Genomic DNA, 26,204 nt, shown 5'->3' with positions numbered 1-26,204 from the left:
ACCGTCCATGTGGAGCACAGTTGCACTCCACATACTGGACAGGATTTTCTTTGCTCCGCTAAGCGCACTAAGTTAGTCCGTCATTAGGAAGCCTGCTTGCTCCAATGCAGCGCAGGCATCATTAATTTTATCTTCATCCGAGGCATTCAAGGTGTGCAGGTGGATGCCTCCCGTCAGCTGGGACAAATAAGTGGCCTGGGTGGAGCTGATTTTACGGATAAAATCGTCCACTTCCTTGCGAGTTCCAACCCGTATCGGAGCAGTCAGATCCCCGTATACCGGATGCTCAACAATAACATCCTGCACACTTACACCGTAGTCCACAATCAGCTTTAGTTCCTCTTCTGTCTGTTCAGGTCGATGTTTACACACAATAATACGTGAGGCTAAGGGAGTTGCCTGACTCGCAGGCTCCATATAAATGTATCCTTGACTTGTTGCAAGGATAGGCTCTTGGCTTGCTTTTAACAGGGAAATATCCTGTACAATTACTTGTCGGGAGACGGAGGATCTGCGCGCCAGTTCGCTCCCGGTCAGTGGTGATTCGCTCTTGAGCCACAACAGTAGCTGTTCGCGACGATCCGTACCTGACCGTTTTAAAGATTCAGTCAACGGGATAAGCTCCTTTCTTTTCGATGCGTCAGGTCTGTCAAAATATCTACCAATACATTCAATTCCTCGATGGTGGTCGTTCTTCCGAAAGAAACACGGATAAATTGTAACGCTTCACGGCCGGATGCTCCAAGCGCCTGTAAGGCAGGCGAAGGATCGTGGTGTCCGGCAGCACATGCGCTTCCAGTTGATATACAGACACCTCTGCGATTACATTCCAGCATAACATATTGTCCCTCGTAACCGTGAAAAAAACATCCTACTATATGATGAAGCACTGCTTTATTCTCGCTTTCCTGTACGGCCCAACGTAACGGAATGGATTTTTCCTGAATTTTCGTAATAAAGTGTCTTTTCAGGGTAGTATATCGCTCCTGATGCGACTCCATCTGTTCGGTCATCATTTCTGCCGCCGCGACAAAGGCTGCAATCCCGGGAACATTAACCGTTCCAGGACGAAATCCGTTTTCATGTAGTGTATCAGGGTACACGGGACGCCACGGGGTTCCGGGTTTGAGATATGCAGCACCGACACCTTTGGGGCCATACACTTTATGGCTTGATACAGAGAGTGCATCTACACCCATGGATTCTACATCTACGCGAATATTCCCAAATGTCTGTACCGCATCACTATGCAACAAAATACCCCGTTCGCGTAGCAGGAGAGATAAGGCAGCAAGGTCCTGAACCAGTCCCGTTTCCGAATTAGCGTGTTGTACGGAGACAAGTCCGGTGTCTTCTCTCAGGTGAGGTAAAAGAGTTTCGCGAGTCATTCGTCCTTCCCGATCCGGTTGCACAATGGTCAGTTCATAGCCCTGACGTTCCAGCAAAGTAGCAAGGTTGTACATCGAGTGGTGTTCCAAAGCGCTCATGATCCAATGCTTTTTATGCTGCGGCAACCCGTTCAGGATCGATTGCACAACCAACATATTGGATTCTGTTCCCCCTGTTGTAAAATAGATGCCTTCCTTTTGACCGCCAATCATATTTGCTATTCGTTGCCTGCTGTAATCTAGCGTGTAGGCTGCTTGACCGCCCGCATCATGGAGACTGCTGGCATTTCCGAACATTTCCTTATTTAATACGTTATACATATTTAAAGCTTCGCCACACATAGGTGTGGAAGCGGCATAGTCCAGATAAATCACACCAAATCCTCCCTGCTTAAAAATAATTCCATTCAAAAACTCTTGAGATTATTGTAGGCATGTGTAAATATAAGTGTCAAGACACTTGTAAACATGTATGTACACAGAGCGGTTATCTGTTCGTGAGAGCGGGAACGATCAGCCGCATCGATATGGAGGGATTCTAATGTCTATGCTTGACGTTTTACAAGGAAATCGAGGGCTTATGCCAGAGCATTATAAGACACTGACGGTTGCTGACATGGAGCAGCGAGTGGCCGAGCTGAAACAAAAATGGGGACCCAAGCTGCTCATACCGGGCCATCACTATCAGAAGGACGAGGTTATTCAGTTTGCTGATATAACAGGAGATTCTCTACAGCTTGCTCAATTGGCTGCACAAAATCAGGAAGCGGAGTTTATTGTATTTTGTGGGGTACATTTTATGGCGGAGACAGCGGATATGCTGACTACTGATCGACAGACTGTTGTCCTGCCGGATATGCGTGCAGGCTGCTCGATGGCAGATATGGCGAATGTGGAGCAGACAGAACGAGCATGGAAGAATTTACAGGAGTTGGTAGGAGATACGATCATTCCGTTAACGTATGTAAATTCCACAGCAGAGATCAAAGCCTTTGTAGGACGGCATGGCGGGGCTACCGTGACTTCTTCGAATGCTAAGCAAGTGCTGGAGTGGGCGCTGAAGCAAAAGGAACGTATTTTGTTTCTGCCGGATCAGCATTTAGGTCGCAATACAGCTTACGATCTTGGAATTCCGCTAAATGAAATGGCCGTGTGGAATCCAATGACCGATCAGCTTGAGACTGAACAGGACCCGGCAACTGTAAAAATTATTTTATGGAAAGGACACTGCTCTGTTCATGAAAAGTTTACAGTAGATCACATTCGTAATGTCCGCGAGCGTGATAAGAACATCCGGGTCATCGTTCACCCCGAATGCTCTTATGAGGTCGTACAGCTCGCAGATTGCGCGGGCTCCACAAAATTCATCATCGATACCATTCGCGCGGCAGAGCCGGGAACCCAATGGGCTGTTGGCACAGAAATGAATCTCGTGCAACGAATCAAGCAGCAGTACCCTGAACAGCAGATTGAATCGCTCAATCCCGATATGTGTCCCTGTCTGACCATGAACCGGATCGATCTTCCCCATTTGCTGTGGGCAATGGAGCAGTTTGATCGGGGTGAGCCTGTGGGTGTGATTCGTGTGGATGCTCAGATCAGACAGGATGCTGTACTAGCATTGAATCGTATGCTTGCTATCCGTTAACCTTTTGCTGTTCCAGCGAGAATGCTGCTTGAAATCTTTGGCCTTATTTTAAAGAAGCAGGGAGCTTGACGCCAAGCAGACGGTTTCCGCTTTGAATAAATATCATTCCACCGGATTTGAGCGTTGGACCGAAGGAGCGTGAGCCTGTGTTGACAGCAAACACGGGCTTTAAGCTCATCAAATCATAGCCATGAAATACGCCATCTGATTGCCCGACATAGACTCCTTTACCGAATACGTCAGCTTGAACGGTCGGATTATCGCCGTCGTAATGAATGAATTGACCTGAGGACAGCTTCATAGCAGTCAGTCTGGATGTACTAAAATCTTGGTAGAACATGCGACCTTCATGAATAGACAATAAAGGAACAAGTTGATCATAGCCATTTTGCGCCCACTTGCGAGCAGGTTTGCTGTCTGGCTTGTAGTTCCAAAAATCATAGGAAGCTAGTGTCTCTCCCTGAAAGACATAAAGATCTTTGCCGTACAAAAAAGCAGAACCATATACACCTCCAGATCGGTAGACACCGTCTTTATTTTCAGGCTCGGTCCAGCGATACTGACGATCTCCTTTGGATTTACCTGTCTTGAGGTCGTACTGTGCGATCGTAACTTTATGGTTTACCGGGTCATCATCAATCATAAACGTGTTGGCTACAGAGTATACGATTCCGTCTTTAACCGCCAGTGGAAAGGAAGTTCTAAAGCTGTCCCAAAGCTTTTTGCCGGTTTTAGCGTCATAGGCATTAATCTGTTCAAAGGTCAGGCTGCCTTGTACATTATAGTTGCGGATAAGCACACCGTCAGTTTCCATTATTTCGCCCAAACCACTGTATGAGTTCTTATCCTCACTGATTTTCCACTTCACCTTGCCACTGACAGCATCAATGGCTGCCGTTTGCACCGATTGCATAATATATATAGTTGGACCAATGCGCTGAATACGATATGCTTCAGTAAATCCCAGCGGAGTAGACCACACTTTCTTGCCAGCTTCTGTAACAGCATAGATAGAGCCGCTTTGTGTCATCCCGTAAATGATGCCTTTGTTGTACGTTAAAACAGGGGTAAGCTGATCACCATATTGCCACAATTTCCGACCCGAACTGGCCTCAAGGGCAACCAGTCTATGGTTCGAGTCAACCGCGAATACCTTACCGTTTTCCGCTATTGTTACCGCCTGATCTGGATATCGGTTTCTATCGATTGGGATAACGGGAAAAGACCAGGAAGGTTTGATCACAGGTGCTTGGATTGAGGTGCTATAAGCGCCGTTACTCATAGAGACCGCAGACGGCTCTGCACTTGCCTTTTCAGCGAATCCACCGCTGATCAAGGGCAACCCAATGCTGGCTACCGCCAATCCTGTAAACAAAGTGTTATGTATCGTTTTTCTCATACGCTGGCTCCTTTAATGGTTAATAGGGGAGTAAGGATTTCAGAAAGTCACCTTTGATTAGACTGTAAAAAAAACCAAAAGTTTCATGTTGTATTTGCATTTTGGTTGTTTTGAGCATAAATACTTAAATTCAGTTGCTTGTGATCCAACCTGTATCTCTAATTAAAGATTAGTCGCTTGTCCGGTTTTCGTGCTATAATTGTAGCAACCAACCGAAGGAGGTGAATCCCTTGTTTGAGCTTCAGGACCTACTCCCTTATTTATTTACAATCGGCTTACTGTGCACAGTGACTTATACGTATCTCGCTCATTTGCACGGCAATGTACCCGAATGCTGGGTCGAAGGCGGGCCCGTAAGGTCTCATGCTTCTCCACAGATGCCGATGTCTGCCCGTGGACAGGACATGCCTGTCCGGCTGGCCCGACATATCCGGCGTAAGGAAGCACCGGATGAAGATGCATCCGATTGTTTTCCCTCGTTGAACGATGGCACAGCCAATCAACGAGGAGGAACATATGAAACGATTCAAGGGATTCACCTTTTGGGGTAAAAAAGAACGGATATTTGGATTAATGGTAGTGTTGGCGGTGGTCATGCTGCTGTCTGGTTGTGGTGCGAATGCTGCGGAGATAAATGCACAGACACCGGGATTTTTTAATCATTACGTGGTGTTCCCGCTTTCTTGGCTTATTCAGCAATTGGCGCAATGGTTTGGTGGAAGCTTTGGGCTGGCGATTATGACTTTGACATTTATTGTTCGGCTGGCATTACTTCCTCTTATGATGCGTCAAACGCGTGCCCAGCAGGGGATGAAGCGCAAGATGAGCGCCATGCAGCCCGATTTGGACCGAATTAAGAAGAAGTATGAAAACAAAAAAGATGCCGCCAGCCAGCAGAGTATGCAGCAGGAAATGATGTCGCTTTACAAAGAGCATCAATTCAATCCGCTTAATATCGGTTGTCTGCCTATTCTCATTCAGCTCCCGATCTTGAGCGGTATGTACACTGCAATCCGCTTAACCCCGGAGCTGGCGTCTCACTCCTTCCTATGGTTCCGGCTCGGACAGCCGGACTGGATTTTGGCAATCGTCGTCGCAGTTGTATACTTGGCACAGGCCAAGCTTTCTCAGCTTCAGATGACGCCTGACCAGCGCAAGCAATTTGCGATCATGGGCTATCTTTCACCGATTATGATGGCGGTCTTTTCCTTTAATGCTCCTTCTGCCATGCCATTATATTGGACAGTAAGCGGCACCTTTTTGCTGCTTCAGTCGCTGTGGTTCCGCAGACGCTATCCAATAGAGGAAGCAGAGAGTAAGGTTAAACTTGGAGAAGTCACACCAACCTAAATAGAAGATGACGTCTGTTTAACTTGGGAATTGCACTTGTAGTATGCCACGTGTAATCATAGGATGCCATTCGAGCCGTTTATAAGGCTTGAATGGCGTCCTTTTTTGATGCTGCTTTTTTCGCTACATTCCGCTTGCGATTTTGTAGTCAATATGAAATCCTTATATTATAAAGTGATACTAAAGTTGGGAGAGGCTAGTATGAGAAGATTAGGCTCTCAACTCATTCAACGTTGCATCGAAGACGCTGTTACGTTGGTAAAAAGGGAGTGGCAGTGGTTACCAACAGGGAGGCATCTAATTCTTTTAATGAAATGATAAGAGAAAAGTGGGCAAAGTAAGACCTATATGTAAGCTAATGCTGAACTTTGTTTTATCACGCAATGAATATTATGGAGGAACTATAGAAAATGAAGCAAACATCAACAAAGCTGCCCATTTCCTTGGCTCTGCTCACATGTATAGTATGTGCATTCGGTTTTGGCTTGGTCGCATTATGGGTGAGTGACCATCAAGTTCGGCATTTTGACCAGGAAATTATTTCGGCTATTGGACAACTAGAGTCGCCCGCCATGACAAGTCTAATGAAATTTTTTACCATGATCGGAAGTGGGATTCCAGTTGTGATCATCATTTTAATTGCCATGTTCGTGCTCTATAGAGTATTGGGACATCGCAGAGAACTGCTTTTTTTGGCGGCTGGTGTATTGGGATCGGTAATGCTGAATACGATACTAAAATTGCTTTTTCAGCGTGCGAGACCGGAGATTAACCGTATTATTGAAGAGAATGGATACAGCTTTCCAAGCGGACATTCCATGACAGCTTTCAGCATGTATGCGGCGCTGACATTTTTAGTGTGGAAGCATGTTCCTTCTAGGCTGGGGCGTATCCTTCTTATTGTACTCAGCAGCCTGCTGATTGTAGCAATCGGGACGAGCCGCATTTATTTGGGCGTACATTATCCGAGCGACGTTGTGGGTGGCTATTTTATGAGTGGCTGCTGGATGGCGGCTTGTATTTGGTTTTATCAGCGGTACGAAGAACGACGAATGCTGCCACTTCGCTCCAAATCGACAGCATAACGGGTAGCATAAATAATAAAGCTTATAAAAAAGCAGACGCTTTAGCGTCTGCTTTTCATTTGGACAGAGGAAGTGTGCTCAGTCATCTTAGTTCTGGCCTGTTCACCAGGCTTAAGCCCCAGCTTATGCTCCCATTTTTCATAAAATATAATAGCCGCCTGCATGAAGATGCCAGGAAGCTTCCGGCTTCGAATGAATTGATGAACGCCGACGGCACAAACTGCACCAATAAGCGCACCTGCCAAAATATCCGAGGGATAATGCACTCCGGTCCACACGCGGGATACTGCGATGAGTACAGCCAAGATAACCCAGAGGACACGAAATTTTTGATGATGAAGCCATAAAATTGTAGCCAGAGCAAACGATCCAAGGGCATGGTTACTCGGGAATGAAGCATTAGGATCATGATGAATAAGCTGAATGACTGAATGTCCGACAAAAGGCCGATCTCTGTAAAACAAATGTCCAAGGCCCCAACTAATTACAAAGCCGATACAAACCGTTATGATGGCTTCTAAAACCATCATCCGATGCGGCATTTTAAAAGTGAACCAGTAAATCAGCAAAGCCACTCCGAAAAAATACGGTGCATATTGCGCCAAGAAAAGCATGGTTCCATTCAAAAAGGCGAGGGAATTAGCCAGTTCATTGATCCAGTGAAATAAAGCATAGTCTACATTAATTAACATGAATAAATTACTCCTTAACATCAAAAAATTGAATAACAAAGTTATATTATAGAGCGACTACACGGATAAAAGCTTAAAATCAAATAAAAAATGAATGTCATTTCCATTACTCATTTGTTTTTTCTATAGAAAATAGGTGGTTTTGCGATGGAAAAGTCGGTGCTGGTTATTGATGATGAAGAGAAGATATCCAGATTGCTTCAGTTGGAGTTATCCCATGAAGGATATGCAGTTGAAATCGCACAGACGGGCAGAAAAGGATTGGAAAAAGCTCTAGCTGGTAAATGGGATATCATCATTCTGGATGTAATGCTGCCGGAGATGAACGGGGTCGAGGTGCTAAAGCAGATTCGAAAAGTGGACAATCATACACCAGTAATTATGGTCACTGCACGTAACACGACTCCTGATAAGGTTTCAGGTCTGGATGAAGGTGCCAATGATTACATTACGAAGCCTTTTGAGATCGAGGAGTTATTAGCGCGGATGCGGGCCAGTATGAGGCATCAAATGGAGCCAACAGCTACCGCTTTACAGGAAGAAGATAAACCGCCGTCTAGGCTCCAAGTGGACAGCTTGGTGTTGGAACGCAAGACACGGTTAGTGCTGCGGGAGGGCAATCGAATCGAACTGACGCCAAAAGAATATGATCTGCTTCTTTATCTGATGGAGCACAAAAATCAGGTATTGCAGCGGGATCAAATGATTCAGGACGTGTGGGGATTTGATTTTGTCGGTGATACGAATGTCGTAGATGTGTATATCCGGTATGTTCGCAAAAAAATTGATCATGGATACAAAAAGAAATTGATAAAAACCGTGCGCGGCGTTGGGTACTGCATTCGGGAGGAAGACTAGTGAAGCTTCGGACCAAAATAACCCTGCTCAGTTCTATTTTAGTGATGTCGATACTCCTGTTTGTGGATGTTACAGTGCACCTATTGTTCGTCAAAATCGCTACGCGAAATGAAAGAGAAGTGCTGCAAAATAAATGGACTGAAATCATTGCCGAAACAGGACCCACGATGATTCTAAAGAATGCATGGGGCCCCAAACTGAAAGATGAGCTTTCTGGAGACACCACTCTGAGAGTGTTTGATCAGCAATCCCGACTTCTGTATGAAGTAAGTCGCCAGTCCCGCTTTAAGCTGGGCGATATACGTTTTAACACTTCACAAAGTTCTCAACTGACAGATGTACAGGGTCATAAAATTCTGGTAATCCATCTCCCTGTGCTTTCTCCAGAGGGTAATCAGAAGGGGACCCTGGAGATTGTAGAAAAATGGGATGCACTCGAAACCAATCTCGATATTTTAAATACGATCCTCATCACATCCACTATAGGGGCTATGTTGCTAAGTTTGGTAGGGAGCACGATTTTGGCGAATGCGATATTGCTGCCGATTTCAAATAGTATTCAAACGATGCAGGAAATTGAAAGAAGCTTGAAATTCAAAAAAATCCCCGTTGGTGGTCACAATCAAGATGAATTGTCCCAAATGACCGCTACTTTTAACCGAATGATGGAGAGATTAGAAGAAAGCTTTCAGAGTCAGCAGCAGTTTGTTTCAGATGCCTCACATGAGCTGAATACGACACTTATGATTATTGAGGGCTATGCCAACATGCTGCGGCGGTGGGGTACGCGTGACGAGGAGATTCGTAAGGAATCCATTGAATCGATCTATGAAGAAACTCAGCGAATGCGTACGATGACACAGCAGTTGCTGACTCTTGCCTCCTCACAGCAGAAAGACCCTGAGCCGCATGAGCGGATCGAAATGATCGGTTGTTGTCAACAGGTAGTAGCGCATCTCAAGCCTGTACATGATCGTCAAATTTCTATTTTAACAGAAGAGAAAGAAATTTGGCTGGATGCCAACCTGACAAAAATGAAGCAGTTGCTAGTCATCCTGCTGGATAATGCATTAAAATACAGCTCGGATGAGATCGAAATAGGGTTATCTACAGATGAAAAGGATGTCTATATCCAGGTTAAGGATTATGGGATCGGAATACCTGAGGGCGAGATCAAGCGGGTCTTTGAACGATTTTATCGGGTAGATAGCTCCAGACATCGTAAAACCGGAGGAACCGGGCTGGGGTTGCCGATTGCCAAGGCAATTACAGACGCCCATCAGGGTACGATACGTATGGAGAGCGTAGAAGGAGAAGGAACGGTAGTCATCGTCACGCTGCCCCAAAGACAACAGGAAAGGCTGTCCCTCCAGTAGAATATCTACTCGCGGAACAGCCTTTTTATTGTTACTTGTAAGTTAAGCATTCGGTAGATAGAAATCATCTAAAATTTATGCTAAAGGACACGACGTGCTGTTGTGTAATTGCGACTCCACCATCCCGAATTTAGATCTGTAACCGTTACGCCGCCTTTACCATACGTATGCAGAATTTTGCCGTTCCCCATGTAAATGGCTACATGATGAATTGGCGCATAGAAAAAGACCAAATCGCCTTTTTTCAGCTGGCTACGCGGTACGAAAGTGCCAACAGTTGATTGCTGTCTGGAAGATCGCGGAAGCTTGATGCCATTTTGTGCAAATACATATTGAGTGAATGAAGAGCAGTCAAAAGAGCTTGTACTGCCAGCTGGGGCTCCATGTTGATAACGCACGCCCATATACTGGGAGCCTTTAGAAATAATCCGATCAGCTTTACTTGCCGAAGCGGCATGAGTGGTGGCTGGTCCAACGACGATGCTCCCTACGCTCAATGCCAAAGTCATAGTAAAGCAAATACCCATCCACAATTTTTTAGAAGTACGTTTCATATATAAATTCCTCCGTTATTCGTATTGTGTTGATGTCCTGAAATGACAATAACACAAATAAAATGTCCGGAATTTACCACTCGTGGTTACAAACCTGTTACCCCAACGCTTTGTCCTCATTTATTAGAAAACGATGAGAATTTCCTCCTTAATTTTGGCTTGACAAAATGTATAGATTCCACTTATAGATAGGCTCGTATGACAAAAATCGACTTGCAGTCGATTGGCACAAGCAATCACGCAAAATATACATACCTATATACTACATTTATAACCTGTACGGGAGTATGCTCTTATTCCCGTTGACATTGTAAGGATCACACCGTATTTCCGGTCAGGAAGGGGAATTCGTATGGCTTCAAAACAGAATAAAGCACTCAAAAAACGGCGTCTAACCATTGTTCAGGTCATTTCCAACTATCCCGATGCACAGCCGGTACCCTCCAACAAGGGCGGAACGGAAAAGGTCGTGTATGAATTAACGGAGGAATTGGTGAGACGAGGGCATCATGTATCTCTTTTTGCCGCCCGTGGGAGCAGGAGCAGCGCGCGGTTGATTCCCTATCCCAAGGGGTTGAAACATAGTCAGATCCCCCAATATGTACTCCGGCATATGCCTTCCGACACACATATCATTCATGATCATACCTTTCGTTCTGCTGTGGGGCGTAGGAAGCTGCCTTGTCCATCGGTATGCACGGTGCATCTTCCAGTGAAGAGACACGGAAAAAACCCGGTATATGTCAGTAAACGAGCACGTCAGCTGATGGGCGGGGGTAGAGGATTTTATATCTATAACGGTATCAACACACATGAATACGAGTTCAGTAGTGAGAAGCGCGGCTATTTGCTATTCATGGGCAGAATCATACGAGATAAAGGTGTATTGGAGGCCATTCAGGTTGCAGAACGAACAGGAAAAAGACTGCTTATTGCAGGTCCTATCAAAGCACCAGAATTTTTCCGTAAAGAGATTCAGAAACGAATTCAGCGCAATCCGAATATACGCTATGTAGGCGCAGTTGGAGGCGATCAGAAACAGAAGTTGCTGAAACATGCAGAGTGTCTGTTGTTTCCGACACTGTGGGAAGAGCCATTCGGACTTGTCATGGTTGAGGCCATGGCTTGTGGAACACCGGTGCTGGCATTAAAAAATGGCTCCGTTCCCGAGGTACTTTCGGGCTTTCCACAGTTGATCTGCAAATCGGTTAGCCAAATGGCACGAAAAGCACAGCAAAAAAATTACCCGTCACCAGCGCAGCTGCGTTTGTATGTGACTCAAAGATTTACCAACAAACAAATGACCAGTAACTACTTGAGACTATACCGTGAAATCATCCGTCGGCGAGAACAGAAGAGAGGACAACGGCAGCCTATACGGAGGTGAAGGAGATGCAGGTCAAACGATATATGCTCGGAAAGGGCTCTTGGGCAACTCCTTATTATATAGCTACAGGGGGACAGAAAGGTCCGTGTGTGATGGTAGTGGCGGGAATACATGGTAAAGAAATAGCAAGCATACGAGCTGCTGAGAAATTGGTAAAGCTCTTGAATCAGCAAAAACTGCGATTTAGCCATGGTAAGCTTATAATTGTACCGATTGTAAATCAAGAGGCTTACCGCAAACGGATTAGAGGAATACCTGATCTTAATCGGACCTTTCCGCGCAAAAAAAAGCAGCTGGCAACACAACCACTTTCGGCTGCTCTATTCAAATTAACACAAAAGCATCAACCTGAATGGTATCTCGACTTGCATGAGGCCAACGGACTGTCACAAAAGGATGCCAAGGTGCTTGGTCAAACGCTAATCTCCAATAAGGCCAATCCGGTGGTACCTATGGTTCGTCGGATTATTAAGCGAATGAATCGCTCCATCCAGATGAGCGACCGACATTTCAACATTCGGTTGCATGAGCTTCCAGGTTCCTCCCGCACTGCAGCAGCCCGTATTTTAGGTGCACGCGCGGTTACCGTGGAAACGGGTTGGAGCCTGCCCAAGAAAGTACGCATACACTATCAGTTGGAGATCGTCCAGCATTTTTTAAAAGAAGCCGGAATAGTCAAAGGCAACGAGGTTTATTTATCTGCCAAGGTTAGAACGGTTACCTCAAGGAAATATGGGATTACAAAATAAAATCGCTTCTGGAGCAAGGATTTTTGCACCTTGCTCAGGAGCGATTTTTTATGTGCGACCTTCGTTCAGAATCCGTGGCGTGCTGATATTATATCTATGTGTTGTCAGGTCTCGGATTTATAGAAGGCGTTCACTAAGCTGTTCCCCAGACGTACCTCAATTAGCTCCAGTGATGTATCCAGATCGGCACGGATCGTGTGATACGTATCGACCGGAATGCTAAATACAGAACCGCTTGCCGCAGCAAAACGTTCTCCGTTCAGCATGACCTCTCCCCGGCCGGACACGATCGTCCATACTTTAAGTCCACTGCCGTGAATACGGCCATTCAAGCGGTGATCTGGCAGTACCGTCAGCCGTATGGCCAGTATATCGTTCAGACTCCGATGATCAAATTCGTCCAACACCCGGTAACTGCCCCAAGAGGTTTCGCCATGCTTGGGATGTAGTTGAAGTTTGCCTAGCTGGTCCTTGATCGCGTGAGCATGGCTCTTGGAAGCTATGAGAATGCCGTCGGGGCTCGCAGCTGCAATAATATCTTCTACACCAATGACATGAAGTGGATAGGGCAACTCATTGACGATGTACGTGCCATGAGTTTGGCCGCTGATCTGTCCACGCCCGATCACTTGGCTATTTAGCTGCTCTGTTAGAGCCTGCCAGTTGCCGATGTCGTGCCATTCGCCATCGTATGGCAGGACGATGGCATGTTCGGCACGCTCTGCAATCTCCTCGTCGAAACTGCGAACCGGGAGGCCATCATACATTGCGCATAATGCTTTATCGTTCAGCGGCAAATAACTTCGCTCCATACAGGAGAGCATATACCGTAATGTAAAAGCGTAAATACCACAGTTCCACAGCGCACCCTGATGAATAAGCTGCTGTGCCCCGGAATGATCCGGCTTTTCTGTGAAGCGAGCAACTTGCGCATAAGAAGGTTTCCCTTCCCGTATCATTTGCAGACCCGGAACGACATAGCCGTATTGGTCGGAGGGATGAGTGGGCCTTGTCCCAAGCATAGCCAAATCGGCTCCGCTCTCAAGCAATAAGCCGGAGAGCGCTGCTATGCTATGGAAGAAATCCTCCCCTGCAAACATGTCCGCTGGAGCAATGCAGAGAACTTCATCCAGCCCCATGCCTCTGGTGTGAAAATAAGCAGCCGCCAGTGCAGCAGCGGTGAAGGTTCCCCGTTTGGCAGGCTCGCCCAAAACGGGCAGACGACCTTCTGTATGGCGAAAGGCTAGATTTACCTGGCTTCGATGAGCCAGAAGCAGGGCAGAGGAATCCAGCCCGGCTAAGGTAAGCTGACGGTACACCCGGCCGAGCATAGATTCCTTTCGCCCGTCAGGGGCGGGCAACAACTGGAGAAACAGCTTCGACCGAATTTCGTTGGATAGTGGCCATAGCCGTTTTCCAGCACCACCGCATAACAATACGATGCGCACGGACGTTTCCTCCTTCAATGCAGATCCATTTTGGACTGCATCATTTTGCAGGATTTTAAGAACTATTTTAGCGATGATTCAATCTTTGTTTTTGGAGCAAGCTGGTACACCTTGCGTTGATGAAAAGATAAGGAACGATAGCTCTTGGCCAAGACATCCAATTGTTTTTGTGACAGGGAAGAAGACCGACTATGAAGCGCTTTATTCAATGACTTGCGCAAAATCATCTGAGAAGGCTTATTGCTGTATAAATAGTTGGCATACGTTTCATATTCGGAAAAACCAAACTGTTTTGTCCGGTCTATACTGTGGATAATTGCGTTGTACCAAGGTTTCCCATGTCGGGCCTCGATAACTTGCTTGAGCTGGGTGAGCCGCGCTTTTTCAAAAAGCATATAGTGAGTGACAAAGGATTTTGGTGAGGGTGCTTTAACGCCCATCAGCTTGTGGTAGGTGCGAAAATACTCAGGCTGGCTCCAGCTGCGGTAGTAAAAAATCGTTTTTCCGTCTTTACGGAACGTATGTGGACGAATCAAAATCGTGTCCGCGTCAATGACGAGAAAAAAAGAGGCTTTACTGATTTTGTCGCCATTCATTTTGAGTAATTGTTGATACAGCCAGCCTGAGCGGTCCCAGCGCGTTGTCCCGTAATGAATATGTTTTTTGGTGATGGGCAGCACCGTTTTTTCGTCAATAAATGAACATTTCTTGTTTGCGCACAGACGGCGAATCCCGGTGCTTTGTGGTGAGACGATATAAATAGTTCCAATTCGGTGCTGCACGTGACGGCGCAGACTGTCAATCACCAGCGGTAGTGTGGCAATATCTTTATCAATTGCTGGAATCAGAACATCGATTGTAAGGGAACCCTTCCGTGGCCCATCCGATTGCGCTGACATGTTATTCACTCCCTATATGTGCAAATATACGCTCCCAGCGTCTCTCCATATCGTATGCTTGGACAGGCGCTTTCGACCGGGCAAGGTCAAACGTCCATTTCTATGCAGGACAGGGCTGATGAAGCTTCGAAAGGGGAGTTAGCGCATACGATAGATTGATCTTTTTTAACAGGAGCGTTCTACCTGAGAGTAGAGAGGAGAGGGGCAAGTGAATTCTTCACAAGCGCAGGCGTTGCGCAGCAAATGGCATAAAACCCAATTGTTGCTCCAGCACGGCAGCATCAAACCTTATGTACCAGAAACTCGCAAATATAATAAAGCGAATTTGAAATCAATGCTGGAGAAGTGCGGTATGGTCTATGTAAAACCCGAGCGAGGTACCTTTGGTAAAGGTGTAATGAGAGTAGAGCAGGAGGCCGGCCAGCGTTTCGCCTATCAATATGAGGAAACGCGTCAAGAATTCAAACATTTGGATGCACTATATATCAGCCTATCGAAACATACGGGGAAGAAAAGTTATCTCATTCAAAAGGGAATCCATTTACTACGCCATCAAATGCGTTATTTTGATATTCGGGTCATGGTGCAGCGTAATGAAGAAGGGCTATGGGAGTCTACCGGAATTATTGGACGTCTTGGTCATCCCCGTAAAATCGTGACCAACTATCATAGTGGTGGTAAGCCGATGGCCTTGGAGCAGTTACTAAAATCCCATTTATCGCAAAGCAAGCAGGCGGAGCTGGTTAAGAAACTAAATGAACTGGGTCTTACTATCGCCAAACAACTGCAAAAAACATATCCGAAATTCCGGCAAATTGGTGTGGACATTGGACTGGATCATCGCTTTATCCCGTGGATTATTGAGGTGAATACGAAGCCGGACCCATATATTTTTAAACAATTAACAGATAAGTCCATGTACCGTAAAGTGTTAAGCTATTGGCGACTAGCTAATGAAAAAAGGAAGGTCACCGTCCCAAGCAAAGATACAAATAAAGATAAAAATAAAGACAAGAATAAAGGTGAAAATAAAGATAAGAATGTAATTAAAGATTCTAAAAAACAAAAAATATCTTGACCAGTAGATTGCTTCATTGCCAGCAGCTAATACAAAAAAAAGGATGAATCTTTCATAATTCATCCTTTTTATTTAGGATTACATTTTAAACTCGCCAAGTCCCCAGTTGTTTGCGTATAAGTACGATTTGTCCGCTATGATATGCATCGTGCAGCGTCCACCGCGATAATTCAGTACCGAGAGTGTCGGAGCCGAAAGGCTTATCCAGATCAGCATCATTTAGAGCAGTAATGGCGACAAGCAGTTGGTTTACAAGAGCTTCCGCTTCTTTCAGCGTCTCCTGCCATCCTTCATGGTCTTCAGCATCCCCTGGCGGCCCGAATGTTTCATCGTTGCTTATTCCAGTTGAACTTATAGGTCGGTCAGTTAAACGTCTCAAAATACGCTCATTGTAATAATTAATGTGACGAACCGTTTGCCAAATCGTGTTTCCTCCACCTGGTGGTGTCCAAGTGGCTTCCTGTGTATTCACACCGTGAAGTGCTGCGGCAAGAGGAACAATCCATTCTTCCTTATCCCATGAATTTTCTCTTTGCAATACCAGCATATTTACTCGATCTCGGCTCACCTAACCCAACTCCTTTTGTAGGGATGTAACTAGCTAAACATAGGATAAATCGTTACAATTAACAATGTAGCATGACAAATTAAGATTTGCAACCAGTTAAAATGATTTTAATGGTTACAGACGGTGGAGGAACTCTTTTGAATACACTTTGGACTGATTTTGTAAACAGCGAATGGCACGATTGGAGGGGGAGCGGACGTTCAGAAGATCGTTTGTTGAAGCCCGAATGGCAAAATGAATTTCTTATGCGGTGGCAATTTACCGCTTCGGTCCCAGCCAGTGCGGAAGATATCGAAGAAATGCAAATTCTCCGGCGGGAATTACGTAGCTTCGCTGAGCACCTGACTTCTGGCGGACAAATGACAACTGATCTGGTGGATATGATTAACCGAAAGATGATGGAAGGGGGGCCGGTCACTCGCTTATTAAAGCAACAGGATGAGCATTTCAGCATTGTGCTGGAACCCGTGGCAAATGGTTGGAAAAAAGTGCTGGCAGAGGTTGTAGCCGATTTTGCCCAGGCACTTGTCAATAGCGGCGGCTCCAGAATTCGTATTTGCGATAATACCGATTGCCGATGGGTATTTTACGATGATACCCGAAATCGGTCAAAGCGATTTTGCGACGATAAGATGTGTGGTAATTTGATGAAGGTACGCCGTTTTCGCGAGCGTAAGAAAAAGTAGATGGAGCAAGAGAATTTACATGAGCAGTACATGTTGAGCCCACTCCTATAGGAACAATGGAGTGGGTTATTTAAAATTGAACAACCTGTGACCCTGTGCTATGCTTACATAAAAGAGGAGCTAGCCGTACTAACGATGATCTTTACTATGCGTATAAACATCTGATGATACGACGAATAGAAAGGGTGTACAGCCATGAATTCTGTCATTGAACTTAATAATGTAAGCTGGAAGAGAGATAACCGTACCATACTGGACCAAATCAATTGGCAGGTAGCTGAGGGGGAGCACTGGGCTGTACTCGGCTTGAATGGATCAGGTAAAACAACGATGCTCAATATGATTAACGGTTACATATGGCCAACCACAGGTAGTGTCGGTGTATTGGGGCATACCTTTGGAGATGTGGATCTGAGGGAGTTGCGCAAATCTATTGGTTGGGTCAGTTCCTCTTTACAGGAAAGAATTAATGGGAGTCAGCGTACGCAGGATGTTGTCATTAGCGGCAAATTTGCCTCCATTGGACTTTATGACCAGACGACGGATACAGAGTATGAACAGGCCGTTCAGCTTATGACGCAACTAGGGTGTGCTCATCTCGTGGATCGGTTGTATCAGGGATGCTCACAGGGAGAAAAGCAAAAAGTGCTTATCGCCCGCGCATTAATGGCCTCGCCCAAGCTACTGATTTTGGACGAGGCGTGTAATGGTTTGGACTTTTTCTCCCGGGAAGCATTGCTGGATAGCATTCGCCAGTTATCGGAGTCGCCGACTTCGCCGAATTTACTGTATGTTACACATCATATCGAAGAAATTCTACCGATGTACACGCATACGATTTTAATCCGCCGGGGCACGGTATTTGCCAAAGGTAAAACGACTGATATTCTGAGTAGTGACACACTTAGTGCTTTTTTTGAAACGCCTGTACAAGTAGAATGGAGACAGGATCGTGCATGGCTCTCTATGGTGTAGAGAGTCTTTTTTTCTCGCTAACCTGCTACCAACATAATCAGAATAGGCAATATCAGGAATGAGGCAAGCGTGCTCCACAGGATGCAGGTGGAAACCAGTTTTGGCGATGCATTAAATTTTTCTGCTAAAATGACAGCATTCACAGCAACCGGCATCGAGGCCAAAATGAAGAGAACGGAGAACAAAAGGCCTGAAATTCCCAGTATCAGCATAGCAAGACAAGCCGCAAGCGGAGAGAGCAAAAGGCGAATTGTTAGTCCGGCGTAGCTGGCTTTTTTAATAGACGACTCCAGTTTGAATATTTTCACATAAGCCATCTGGGTACCAAGGATCGCCAGCACGACTGGAGAATAGGCGGCAGCAATCATCGAGACGCCTGACTGAATCCCTGAGGGAAGATGCCAGTCCAGCAGCCGCAGTCCCATGGCGAGTAGAGCTGCATAGATCGCAGGAAGTGAAAACACCGACTTAACAGCACTTTGAACAGAAAATTCAGAGCGGGCTGCAAAGTAAACGCCAATGGTATTGACCATAATCATTTGGATGACGACATACACGGAGGCTTTATCCAGACCGAGCTGCCCAAAGGCAAGTAAAATAAGGGGCAGGCCATAATTTGCACTATTGGTCAGCGTGGAGATTAAAGTAAGTCCAGCCGTTTCCGGAGTGCTCAGTCTAAAGATTTTCCCCGCTAATTGTGCAATTCCCCACAACAGCAGCAGGTTCAGTATTGAAAAAGCGGCAGTCTGCGCTACATCATGCCAAGAAAGCTGTGCTTTGAGTAGCGTGTCCAGAATCATGGCGGGGCTTAAAAAATATAAATACAAAGTCGAGAGCGGTTTCGTTTCCAGCTTCATGAATTTTCCGAGTAAAAATCCGGCGATCACTGGAATGGACAGCGGAACGATAACGGATAATAGAGTTGAAAGTACGATTTGTATCATGAATTCCACCCATCCTTTCTGTAATGACATTTTCCATTATAAGGCGCTACTTTTGAGCCCGTCCAAGATAAAAACACAATCAAGGTCATAGGTATATACTATGAAGCCTTCGACACTTATTGTGAAAACAATAAAAGGGATGCCCTATTAGCCGTTTATCATGGCTGTGGGGCATCCCTTTTATTATAATGAACCAATGATACTGCCGATTTATGCAGTAGCGACGGTTTCCGCTTTGGTTCGGCAATCATCAGAGCAATAGTGCTGATGCTGTTCTTCGCAATCCGGACATACGATATGCTGGAGATTGCACACCGGGCAGTTGATATAATGATCGCTTGGCGTTTCACAATGGAAGCACTTGCCGACAATGACGTCTTCATCCGTATGATTGATTGGAATGGAGATTCGTTCGTCAAATACGTAGCATTTACCGTCAAACAAACGTCCTTGTACTTCCGGGTCCTTGCTGTAAGTCACAATGCCGCCATCCAACTGGCCTACATCGTTAAACCCTTCTTTGATCAGAAGACCGGACAACTTTTCGCAACGGATACCTCCGGTGCAGTACGTCAGGATTTTTTTGTCTTTGAACTGAGTCATATTGTCGCGAATCCATTGTGGAAATTCACGGAACGATTCGACTTCAGGGCGAATAGCCCCGCGGAAATGACCGATGTCATATTCATAATCATTACGTCCGTCCAGAACAACTACATCTTCATCTTGAAGCTGTTCATAAAACTCCTTTGGTGACAGCCGCTTACCGCTAATTACATTAGGGTCCAGTTCATCCTCATGACGCAGCGTAACTAGCTCCTGACGATGGCGTACAAATATTTTCTTGAACGCATGACCGTCAGACTCATCTATTTTAATAACAATATCGTGGAATTTCGGATTGGCGCGCAAATCACGCATATATTGCTCCGTTTGCTCTACTGTACCAGACAGTGTTCCGTTGATTCCTTCTGCAGCAATCAAGATTCTTCCCTTGACGCCCAGCTCCTTGCAGTAAGCCAGATGCTCTGCCGTAAAGGTGGCAGGATCTTCAATGTTGACATATTTGTAAAACAACAAAATTCGATAAGCATGTTCACACACGTAAAATCACCCTCTGATTCAAGTCAAAGTTTTTTAACAAGCAATTTTAAATGTACCACATTCTTTAAGTTAGTCAACTTAAATGTATAAAAAGTGGAAATGGAAAAGATGACGAGCGACAAAAGTAAGGGTTTACATTATAATAGTAACGTAGTAATGAGGGGATATCTGGTAGCAGGATGAGTTTTACTAGGTGAAAGGATGAATGAAATGAAACATCATTTGACAGCGCATACACCACCTATGGGGTGGAATAGCTGGGATTGCTACGGTGCAGCAGTACGGGAAGAGGAAGTACGGGGAAATGCTCAATATATGGCGGAGCATCTGAAGGAATATGGTTGGGAATATGTCGTGGTGGATATTCAGTGGTATGAGTCAGGAGCAGTTTCTTCACAGTATCGCCCGTTCGTCCCCTTGGAAATGGATTCATTTTCACGTCTTATTCCAGCGGTGAATCGTTTTCCTTCGGCAGCAGATGGACGAGGCTTCCAAGCTCTTGCGGAATATGTACACAGTCTGGGATTGAAATTTGGTATACATATTATGAGAGGCATCTCCCGTCAGGCGGTGCACCAGGATACCCCGATTTTGGGAACCACAGCCACGGCGAGACAAATTGCGCATCCCAACTCTATTTGTCCCTGGAACACAGATATGTATGGGGTAGATGCATCCAAGGAAGGCGCACAGGAGTACTATAATTCGTTGTTTGACCTGTATGCGGAATGGGGTGTGGATTTTGTCAAAGTAGATGACATTGCTGCATCACGTCTCTATGGTATTCATTTGGCGGAAATTGAATTGATTAGGCGGGCTATCGCCCAATGCGGACGTCCGATGGTGCTGAGTCTATCACCTGGTCCTGCACCACTGGAGCAAGCATCTGATTTAATTGCAAACGCGAATATGTGGCGTATGACTGATGACTTCTGGGATGTATGGCCTTTACTGTATGGTATGTTTGAGCGCTGCGAGAAGTGGGCGGAACATGTAGGTCCGGGTCACTGGCCGGATTGCGACATGCTGCCACTAGGTCATCTGGGTATTCGTTCGGTAGATTCGGTGGATTCCGGCAGCCATGACCGATGGACACGCTTTACGAAGGATGAGCAGCTAACGATGATGACCTTGTGGAGCATTTTCCGGTCTCCACTGATGTTCGGGGGAGAACTGCGGGATAATGATGCATGGACCCTTTCCTTGCTAACGAATGAAGAAGTGTTAAATGCTCATCGCAACGGTTTGAATGCGCGGCAGGTGTACAGAAAGGATGAACATATCGTTTGGACTTCACTTAACGGGGGAGGTCATGTATATACAGCTTTGTTTAATGCTGGAGATGAAGCTTCAAAGGTGCGTGTATCCTTAAAAGACCTTGGTATTGAAGGACAGGCAAATGCCAGAGATTTATGGAATCATGTAGATTTAGGTGTTTTAACACAAGAACTGTCCGCAGATTTACCTCCTCACGGAGCAGCTCTATTTATTTTGAAATAGAGGATTTTGCAAAAATCCTGAATAACATAATGTAAGGAAGAACTATGCTGCAATTCCAACCCAATCACCCTATCGTAAAAGTGGAAGGTAAACTTTACGATAGGGTGATTTTTTTGCATGGGTAACTTTTGGATATTTTAACGGACTCGACATTATTCTTGGGAATTTGACATTTGGAACGTGTTAATTTTATAGGGTGCCTATTTCTGTACAAATTTAAATCATTCTAGCGAATAGACTCGAGAAAGGAGTCAAATCATGAAATTAAAAAAAATCCACAAAAATGAACAGGACGAGCCTTGGCCCTCTAGCAAACCAATACTATGTATCGGGGGGGCCAATCTGGATCGTAAAATCATGATTAAAGGTACATTTCAGCTTCATACCTCCAATCCAAGCAGTACAAGGCTGCAATCTTGCGGTGGGGTAGCACGAAATGTAGCCGAAAATTTAGGGAGGTTGAGCCAACGGGTCAGCCTGCTAACTGCGGTTGGGGACGATGCGGAAGGTGAATTTATTATTGAACAGTCCGGCCGTTACATGCACGTGGTTCCTCTGCAAGTCAAAGGTGAGCCGTCAACTGGGGTTTATACTGCCTTGCTGAATGAGCGTGGTGAATTGATTGTAGCGACAGCAGAAATGGAGATTTATGATCAGATTCGTCCTTCAGTAATTTATGAAAATACTCCTTTAATCGCCTCGTCCCGACTCGTTCTGCTGGACACTAATTTCTCTATGAACGTAATTGCAGCCACCATACATGTCTGCCATGAACATCGGGTTCCGATTGTCGTTTCTTCGGTATCGGCCTCCAAGATGAGAAAGCTTCCCCGGAATTTGCATGGGGTGGAATGGCTGGTATGTAAACCGGTGGAGGCTGAAGCTTATTTGGGGCTAGAACTTACAGATGATCAGCATATGTTGGATGCCACCCGGATTTTTCACAAACTTGGGGTTCAAAATGTCATTTTTATCTGCGGTGCTGATCGAGTTTTGTACGCCTCTCAGGATGGAACTCATGGACAAATTCCTATGCATCCCGTTCAAGAGGTCATTGATGTCACAGGCGCAGATGATGCTTTTATTGCCGGGATGATTTATGGAATCACCCAAGGTTATCCTATGGAGCAAGTGTGCCAATTTGGAATTAGCTGTGTCGACTTGACCCTGCAAACGGATCGGACGGTTTCAGAGACCCTTTCTATGAATAAACTCCATTCTAGGTTTCAGGAGCTGTATGGCACACATTCGCAAAATTTTGTGTTTTTCAAGGGTGTGTATTTTAAAAAGGAAGATACATAAGTAATAATTGGTAAAAGGAGCATGTTGTCTGATGGACAGCGTGAAATACGTAATTGTTTTTCTGCCACAGTGCCTCCTTTATTTGCCTTTAAAGGGAGGTTCTTTGGTAGTGTCCGCTTTGTTCTGGGTTTTCGCAGGTGTATCCGTTCTAAAGTCTGGCCACTCATTATGCAATAGGGTAACCAACGGAATTTAATTATCTTGAAAATTAAATATCGTTCATGTCCCTGGCTGATCTCAGATAGACGATTATCTCCTTGACTAGAAATTACATTTCGTGTAAAGTGGTGAAAATTGTAATATATAGGAATAGTGTAGACCAAGGATCAAAGGTTCAATACCCGCTGTACAGAGAAGAAACTCATGGGCTGAAAGGTTTCTCGCCGCGAATGAACGTTTCCCTGCCTTGCGAGCTGTAGCGGTTTGTAAGATAAACCGTTACCGGCTAGACGCCGTTATCTGATGAAGGACCGTTCCGTGTATGGCTACGGTCAAATTAAGGGTGGTACCACGACACATTCGTCCCTGACGGATGTGTCTTTTTGCGTACATTTTATCGTCCATACAAGGAGGTAGCTACACATGCGCCAAAGCCAATTATTACTGACAACCTTGCGTGAAGCACCCGCAGATGCCGAAGTGATCAGTCATCAGCTTATGCTGCGGGGAGGATTTATCCGCCAACTGGCGGCTGGAATGTACACCTACATGCCATTGGGCAGACGGGTGCTCAGAAAAGTAGAGCAAATCATACGAGATGAAATGGATCGCGCAGGGGCTGGGGAGCTGCTGATGCCTGTATTGCAGCCAATGGAGCTATGGCAAGAATCAGGGAGATACGATGTTTACGGTCCTGAGCTGATGCGTCTGCAAGATCGACATGGTCGAGAGTTTGCATTGGGGCCTACACATGAAGAGGTCATTACGTCTTTAATACGAAATGAAGTGAATTCTTATCGCAAATTGCCTGTAACCCTGTATCAAATTCAAACCAAATTTCGGGATGAACGACGTCCTCGATTTGGCCTGCTTCGCAGCAGAGAATTCTTGATGAAGGATGCCTATTCGTTTGATGCACATTGGGAAGGACTAGATCATACCTATTGGACTATGTTCCAGACATATCAGCGCATTTTTACCCGCTGTGGTCTGAATTTTCGTGCAGTAGAAGCAGATGCGGGTGCCATTGGTGGCGAAGGTGAAACCCATGAATTTATGGCTCTAGCTGATATTGGAGAGGACACCATTGTAGCATGTACCTGCTGTGAATATGCAGCTAATCTTGAAAAAGCCGTGGCGCGGTCGACGGAGAAAATAGAAATAGCTCCAGTCTCAGATGAAAATGAACATGTCAGCTATCCTTCTTTTGATACAGCTAAAATGGAAAAATTCCATACTCCAGGCCTACGTACAATAGATCAACTGGTTGAATCGCTTCACATAGAACCTGAAGAAATCATCAAAACACTGATTTATATGGCTGACGATCAACCTGTTGCTGTAGTTGTCAGGGGTGATCATGAGGTTAACGAAGTGAAAGTTAAACATATTTTAGGTAGTGAAAAATTCGAAATAGCAAGTGCAGACACCGTGTCAAAGGCGACTGGAACCCCCTCGGGGTTCATAGGCCCATGCGGATTGACGATCCCTGTGTGGGTAGATTACGCCGTTGTCCAAATGTCCAGCGGTATCGCAGGCGCGAATGAGCTGGATTATCATTATCGACATGTGAATCCAAGGCGCGATATAGATCTTCGGCATGTGGCTGACTTGCGGAATGTCATAGAAGGGGATAGATGTCCTCGATGTGACGAAGGGGAATTGAAACTTTATCGTGGGATTGAGATCGGACACGTGTTTAAACTGGGTACCAAATATAGTGAGAAGCTGGGTGCGACTTTTCTGGATGCTTCTGGAACGGAGCAAGCGATGATTATGGGCTGCTATGGCATTGGCGTATCCCGAATCCTTTCTGCCATTGTAGAGCAAAATCATGATCAGAACGGAATGATATGGCCTCATGCGCTGGCCCCGTTTCAAGTTCATATCATTCCGATTTCTGTGAAAGACAGGCTTCAGATGCAATTAGCCGAGAAATTATACAACCAACTGCAGGATCACGGTGTGGAGGTGCTGCTGGACGATCGGGAGGAACGGCCCGGGGTTAAATTCAAAGACTCTGATTTAGTAGGTATTCCCGTGCGCATTGTCGTTGGTAAAGATGCCGAACACGGGAAAGTAGAGTTAGTGGAACGAAAAAGCTGCAACAAAGAGACGATTCATATCGAAGATGTAGAGAGACGAATATTGGAACTACGTTAAGCATCTGTATCCCGTAGAATATGGCCTTCTCCAAGTGTAATCTCATGAAAGTCCGCCATCTGACGTGCCTGAAACCGGATTGGCTTGTCCCGACCTACCATAATGATATTTTGAATGTCGGCAGCACCATCCGAGGGGAGTGAGAAAGTTGTGACATAGGCGAATTCTTCACGCAACGTTGTGTGAATGGCATTAATCAGATGGTCGTGTTCACTTTTGCCCATTAAATTCATGATCAGGGAGCCTTCGGAATCCAGCTTTTCTTTGGCCACCTTGAAAAATTCCCAGGATACTAAATGCAAGGGTGTACCCTGCTCTGTGAAGGCGTCCAGAATAATATAGTCATAAGCATCAGGCGCTTCCTTCTCCAGAATGCGTCGTCCATCGCCAACAGTTACATTATCCTGATCGTATCCAAAGAATGTTCGGCTGAACTCTACGACTTGTGCATCCAGTTCGGCAATCTTAAAGCGTTTATCTGTAAAATGACTCGCTATTGTACCTATACCGTGCCCAATAACAAATACGTCTTCAAATGTCGGATCGTTCAGTTCCATGAGATGGATGATTGCTCTAGGATATTCGAACAAAATGCGTTGCGGATGATTCAAGTCCACCGCGCCTTGGATGGCTGTATTTGAAAACTGCATCACCCGAAATAATCCCTTTTCACCGTACAGCTCGGTGGTTTCGTATACTGTGATTTCATGATTATGGCTCAACTTTTTGTACAAGACATCCAATTAAATGATCTCCTTCAAGTCAGACTTCCTCCTCATCTTAGACATGGATAGGGGGATTGTCCATAGATGAGGAGAATTGAAAGTTCATATTTCCAAGCATCCCTAATCAGGTATAATTGTTTATTTTTCCATAACGGAGTTGTTTGAAC

General features: G+C 45.5%; 25 protein-coding genes. 14 read left to right on the top strand and 11 right to left on the bottom strand.

Going from position 1 to position 26,204, the window contains the following annotated elements; translation table 11 throughout:
* Positions 1 to 72: 72 nt before the first annotated feature.
* Positions 73 to 612 carry a transcription repressor NadR gene (locus NLX73_RS23165; protein WP_039274627.1) on the bottom strand — a complete coding sequence of 180 codons (540 nt, stop codon included), beginning with the start codon at positions 610 to 612 and terminating at the stop codon, positions 73 to 75.
* Positions 609 to 1,763 carry an IscS subfamily cysteine desulfurase gene (locus NLX73_RS23160; protein WP_254327474.1) on the bottom strand — a complete coding sequence of 385 codons (1,155 nt, stop codon included), beginning with the start codon at positions 1,761 to 1,763 and terminating at the stop codon, positions 609 to 611. The genes NLX73_RS23165 and NLX73_RS23160 overlap by 4 nt, the downstream gene beginning before the upstream one ends.
* A gap of 166 nt (positions 1,764 to 1,929) precedes the next feature.
* Between NLX73_RS23160 and nadA the strand changes: the two genes are divergently transcribed.
* Positions 1,930 to 3,036, top strand: coding sequence for a quinolinate synthase NadA (gene nadA / locus NLX73_RS23155; RefSeq protein ID WP_061830132.1), 1,107 nt, complete (start codon positions 1,930 to 1,932; stop codon positions 3,034 to 3,036).
* A 43-nt stretch (positions 3,037 to 3,079) separates the two neighbouring features.
* On the opposite strand, the gene NLX73_RS23150 is transcribed toward nadA, so the two are convergent.
* Complete coding sequence (locus tag NLX73_RS23150) at positions 3,080 to 4,435, bottom strand: outer membrane protein assembly factor BamB family protein (protein WP_254327473.1); 1,356 nt, start codon at positions 4,433 to 4,435, stop codon at positions 3,080 to 3,082.
* A 230-nt stretch (positions 4,436 to 4,665) separates the two neighbouring features.
* On the opposite strand from NLX73_RS23150, the gene NLX73_RS23145 reads away from it, so the two are divergent.
* The 3 genes from NLX73_RS23145 to NLX73_RS23135 all read left to right on the top strand — a co-directional run bounded on the left by NLX73_RS23145 (position 4,666) and on the right by NLX73_RS23135 (position 6,870).
* A complete protein-coding gene (locus NLX73_RS23145) occupies positions 4,666 to 4,986 on the top strand; it encodes a hypothetical protein (RefSeq protein WP_254327472.1) in 321 nt (106 codons plus the stop codon).
* Positions 4,952 to 5,785, top strand: coding sequence for a membrane protein insertase YidC (gene yidC, locus NLX73_RS23140; protein WP_254327471.1), 834 nt, complete (start codon positions 4,952 to 4,954; stop codon positions 5,783 to 5,785). The genes NLX73_RS23145 and yidC overlap by 35 nt, the downstream gene beginning before the upstream one ends.
* Before the next feature lie 410 nt (positions 5,786 to 6,195).
* On the top strand, positions 6,196 to 6,870 hold the full coding sequence (locus NLX73_RS23135) for a phosphatase PAP2 family protein (protein WP_254327470.1): 675 nt from the start codon (positions 6,196 to 6,198) through the stop codon (positions 6,868 to 6,870).
* A 41-nt stretch (positions 6,871 to 6,911) separates the two neighbouring features.
* Here the strand turns inward: NLX73_RS23135 and NLX73_RS23130 are convergent, their stop codons facing one another.
* Complete coding sequence (locus NLX73_RS23130; protein WP_254327469.1) at positions 6,912 to 7,562, bottom strand: undecaprenyl-diphosphatase; 651 nt, start codon at positions 7,560 to 7,562, stop codon at positions 6,912 to 6,914.
* A gap of 147 nt (positions 7,563 to 7,709) precedes the next feature.
* Between NLX73_RS23130 and NLX73_RS23125 the strand changes: the two genes are divergently transcribed.
* The gene (locus tag NLX73_RS23125) at positions 7,710 to 8,420 is read left to right on the top strand and encodes a response regulator transcription factor (protein ID WP_069291858.1); all 711 of its coding nucleotides are present in this window, start codon (positions 7,710 to 7,712) and stop codon (positions 8,418 to 8,420) included.
* Positions 8,420 to 9,796 carry a sensor histidine kinase gene (locus NLX73_RS23120; RefSeq protein ID WP_254327468.1) on the top strand — a complete coding sequence of 459 codons (1,377 nt, stop codon included), beginning with the start codon at positions 8,420 to 8,422 and terminating at the stop codon, positions 9,794 to 9,796. Before NLX73_RS23125 ends, NLX73_RS23120 begins: the two co-directional genes overlap by 1 nt.
* Before the next feature lie 80 nt (positions 9,797 to 9,876).
* Here the strand turns inward: NLX73_RS23120 and NLX73_RS23115 are convergent, their stop codons facing one another.
* Positions 9,877 to 10,350, bottom strand: coding sequence for a C40 family peptidase (locus tag NLX73_RS23115; protein WP_254327467.1), 474 nt, complete (start codon positions 10,348 to 10,350; stop codon positions 9,877 to 9,879).
* A gap of 352 nt (positions 10,351 to 10,702) precedes the next feature.
* Between NLX73_RS23115 and NLX73_RS23110 the strand changes: the two genes are divergently transcribed.
* Both NLX73_RS23110 and NLX73_RS23105 read left to right on the top strand, forming a co-directional pair.
* Complete coding sequence (locus NLX73_RS23110; RefSeq protein WP_254327466.1) at positions 10,703 to 11,737, top strand: glycosyltransferase family 4 protein; 1,035 nt, start codon at positions 10,703 to 10,705, stop codon at positions 11,735 to 11,737.
* 5 nt (positions 11,738 to 11,742) lie between these two features.
* Complete coding sequence (locus NLX73_RS23105) at positions 11,743 to 12,486, top strand: succinylglutamate desuccinylase/aspartoacylase family protein (RefSeq protein ID WP_254327465.1); 744 nt, start codon at positions 11,743 to 11,745, stop codon at positions 12,484 to 12,486.
* Positions 12,487 to 12,590: 104 nt separating this feature from the next.
* Here NLX73_RS23105 and NLX73_RS23100 read toward each other — a convergent pair whose 3' ends face one another.
* Entirely contained in the window at positions 12,591 to 13,934 is a 1,344-nt protein-coding gene (locus NLX73_RS23100; protein WP_254327464.1) for a sugar phosphate nucleotidyltransferase, read from the bottom strand.
* 62 nt (positions 13,935 to 13,996) lie between these two features.
* The gene (locus tag NLX73_RS23095; RefSeq protein WP_254327463.1) at positions 13,997 to 14,833 is read right to left on the bottom strand and encodes a DUF6492 family protein; all 837 of its coding nucleotides are present in this window, start codon (positions 14,831 to 14,833) and stop codon (positions 13,997 to 13,999) included.
* A gap of 208 nt (positions 14,834 to 15,041) precedes the next feature.
* Between NLX73_RS23095 and NLX73_RS23090 the strand changes: the two genes are divergently transcribed.
* Positions 15,042 to 15,911 carry a YheC/YheD family protein gene (locus NLX73_RS23090; protein ID WP_254327462.1) on the top strand — a complete coding sequence of 290 codons (870 nt, stop codon included), beginning with the start codon at positions 15,042 to 15,044 and terminating at the stop codon, positions 15,909 to 15,911.
* A gap of 85 nt (positions 15,912 to 15,996) precedes the next feature.
* Here NLX73_RS23090 and NLX73_RS23085 read toward each other — a convergent pair whose 3' ends face one another.
* Positions 15,997 to 16,479: a DinB family protein gene (locus NLX73_RS23085; RefSeq protein ID WP_254327461.1), complete on the bottom strand. Its 483-nt coding sequence runs from the start codon at positions 16,477 to 16,479 to the stop codon at positions 15,997 to 15,999.
* 137 nt (positions 16,480 to 16,616) lie between these two features.
* Here NLX73_RS23085 and NLX73_RS23080 point away from each other — a divergent pair, with 137 nt between their 5' ends.
* Both NLX73_RS23080 and NLX73_RS23075 read left to right on the top strand, forming a co-directional pair.
* On the top strand, positions 16,617 to 17,165 hold the full coding sequence (locus tag NLX73_RS23080) for a CGNR zinc finger domain-containing protein (protein ID WP_025721115.1): 549 nt from the start codon (positions 16,617 to 16,619) through the stop codon (positions 17,163 to 17,165).
* A 195-nt stretch (positions 17,166 to 17,360) separates the two neighbouring features.
* On the top strand, positions 17,361 to 18,140 hold the full coding sequence (locus NLX73_RS23075; RefSeq protein WP_061830148.1) for an ABC transporter ATP-binding protein: 780 nt from the start codon (positions 17,361 to 17,363) through the stop codon (positions 18,138 to 18,140).
* Between the two features lie 17 nt (positions 18,141 to 18,157).
* Here the strand turns inward: NLX73_RS23075 and NLX73_RS23070 are convergent, their stop codons facing one another.
* The gene (locus NLX73_RS23070) at positions 18,158 to 19,084 is read right to left on the bottom strand and encodes an AEC family transporter (protein WP_053325370.1); all 927 of its coding nucleotides are present in this window, start codon (positions 19,082 to 19,084) and stop codon (positions 18,158 to 18,160) included.
* A gap of 210 nt (positions 19,085 to 19,294) precedes the next feature.
* Complete coding sequence (gene trhO, locus NLX73_RS23065; RefSeq protein ID WP_250261451.1) at positions 19,295 to 20,188, bottom strand: oxygen-dependent tRNA uridine(34) hydroxylase TrhO; 894 nt, start codon at positions 20,186 to 20,188, stop codon at positions 19,295 to 19,297.
* A gap of 210 nt (positions 20,189 to 20,398) precedes the next feature.
* On the opposite strand from trhO, the gene NLX73_RS23060 reads away from it, so the two are divergent.
* The 3 genes from NLX73_RS23060 (at position 20,399) to NLX73_RS23050 (ending at position 25,312) form a co-directional block, all read left to right on the top strand.
* Positions 20,399 to 21,688, top strand: a complete 1,290-nt coding sequence (locus NLX73_RS23060) for a glycoside hydrolase family 27 protein (protein ID WP_254327460.1) — start codon at positions 20,399 to 20,401, stop codon at positions 21,686 to 21,688.
* Positions 21,689 to 21,946: 258 nt separating this feature from the next.
* A complete protein-coding gene (locus NLX73_RS23055) occupies positions 21,947 to 22,990 on the top strand; it encodes a carbohydrate kinase family protein (protein ID WP_254327459.1) in 1,044 nt (347 codons plus the stop codon).
* Positions 22,991 to 23,572: 582 nt separating this feature from the next.
* Positions 23,573 to 25,312 carry a proline--tRNA ligase gene (locus tag NLX73_RS23050; RefSeq protein ID WP_254327458.1) on the top strand — a complete coding sequence of 580 codons (1,740 nt, stop codon included), beginning with the start codon at positions 23,573 to 23,575 and terminating at the stop codon, positions 25,310 to 25,312.
* Here NLX73_RS23050 and NLX73_RS23045 read toward each other — a convergent pair.
* Positions 25,309 to 26,055, bottom strand: coding sequence for a spermidine synthase (locus NLX73_RS23045; RefSeq protein WP_254327457.1), 747 nt, complete (start codon positions 26,053 to 26,055; stop codon positions 25,309 to 25,311). The genes NLX73_RS23050 and NLX73_RS23045 overlap by 4 nt on opposite strands.
* Positions 26,056 to 26,204 lie beyond the last annotated feature (149 nt).

The organism is Paenibacillus sp. CH40, from assembly GCF_024213605.1.
GTDB classification, from domain to species: domain Bacteria; phylum Bacillota; class Bacilli; order Paenibacillales; family Paenibacillaceae; genus Paenibacillus; species Paenibacillus polymyxa_B.
The sequence above is the reverse complement of the archived record's forward strand: the minus strand, read 5'-3'. Positions and strand labels throughout refer to the sequence as shown.

Bases quoted from the DNA above. Each gene is read 5' to 3' on its own strand.
- nadA (WP_061830132.1), top strand. From the start codon at position 1,930: ATGTCTATGCTTGACGTTTTACAAGGAAATCGAGGGCTTATGCCAGAG.
- NLX73_RS23150 (WP_254327473.1), bottom strand. From the start codon at position 4,435: ATGAGAAAAACGATACATAACACTTTGTTTACAGGATTGGCGGTAGCC.
- yidC (WP_254327471.1), top strand. From the start codon at position 4,952: ATGAAACGATTCAAGGGATTCACCTTTTGGGGTAAAAAAGAACGGATA.
- NLX73_RS23135 (WP_254327470.1), top strand. From the start codon at position 6,196: ATGAAGCAAACATCAACAAAGCTGCCCATTTCCTTGGCTCTGCTCACA.
- NLX73_RS23130 (WP_254327469.1), bottom strand. From the start codon at position 7,562: ATGTTAATTAATGTAGACTATGCTTTATTTCACTGGATCAATGAACTG.
- NLX73_RS23125 (WP_069291858.1), top strand. From the start codon at position 7,710: ATGGAAAAGTCGGTGCTGGTTATTGATGATGAAGAGAAGATATCCAGA.
- NLX73_RS23115 (WP_254327467.1), bottom strand. From the start codon at position 10,350: ATGAAACGTACTTCTAAAAAATTGTGGATGGGTATTTGCTTTACTATG.
- NLX73_RS23110 (WP_254327466.1), top strand. From the start codon at position 10,703: ATGGCTTCAAAACAGAATAAAGCACTCAAAAAACGGCGTCTAACCATT.
- NLX73_RS23105 (WP_254327465.1), top strand. From the start codon at position 11,743: ATGCAGGTCAAACGATATATGCTCGGAAAGGGCTCTTGGGCAACTCCT.
- NLX73_RS23095 (WP_254327463.1), bottom strand. From the start codon at position 14,833: ATGTCAGCGCAATCGGATGGGCCACGGAAGGGTTCCCTTACAATCGAT.
- NLX73_RS23075 (WP_061830148.1), top strand. From the start codon at position 17,361: ATGAATTCTGTCATTGAACTTAATAATGTAAGCTGGAAGAGAGATAAC.
- NLX73_RS23070 (WP_053325370.1), bottom strand. From the start codon at position 19,084: ATGATACAAATCGTACTTTCAACTCTATTATCCGTTATCGTTCCGCTG.
- NLX73_RS23060 (WP_254327460.1), top strand. From the start codon at position 20,399: ATGAAACATCATTTGACAGCGCATACACCACCTATGGGGTGGAATAGC.
- NLX73_RS23055 (WP_254327459.1), top strand. From the start codon at position 21,947: ATGAAATTAAAAAAAATCCACAAAAATGAACAGGACGAGCCTTGGCCC.
- NLX73_RS23050 (WP_254327458.1), top strand. From the start codon at position 23,573: ATGCGCCAAAGCCAATTATTACTGACAACCTTGCGTGAAGCACCCGCA.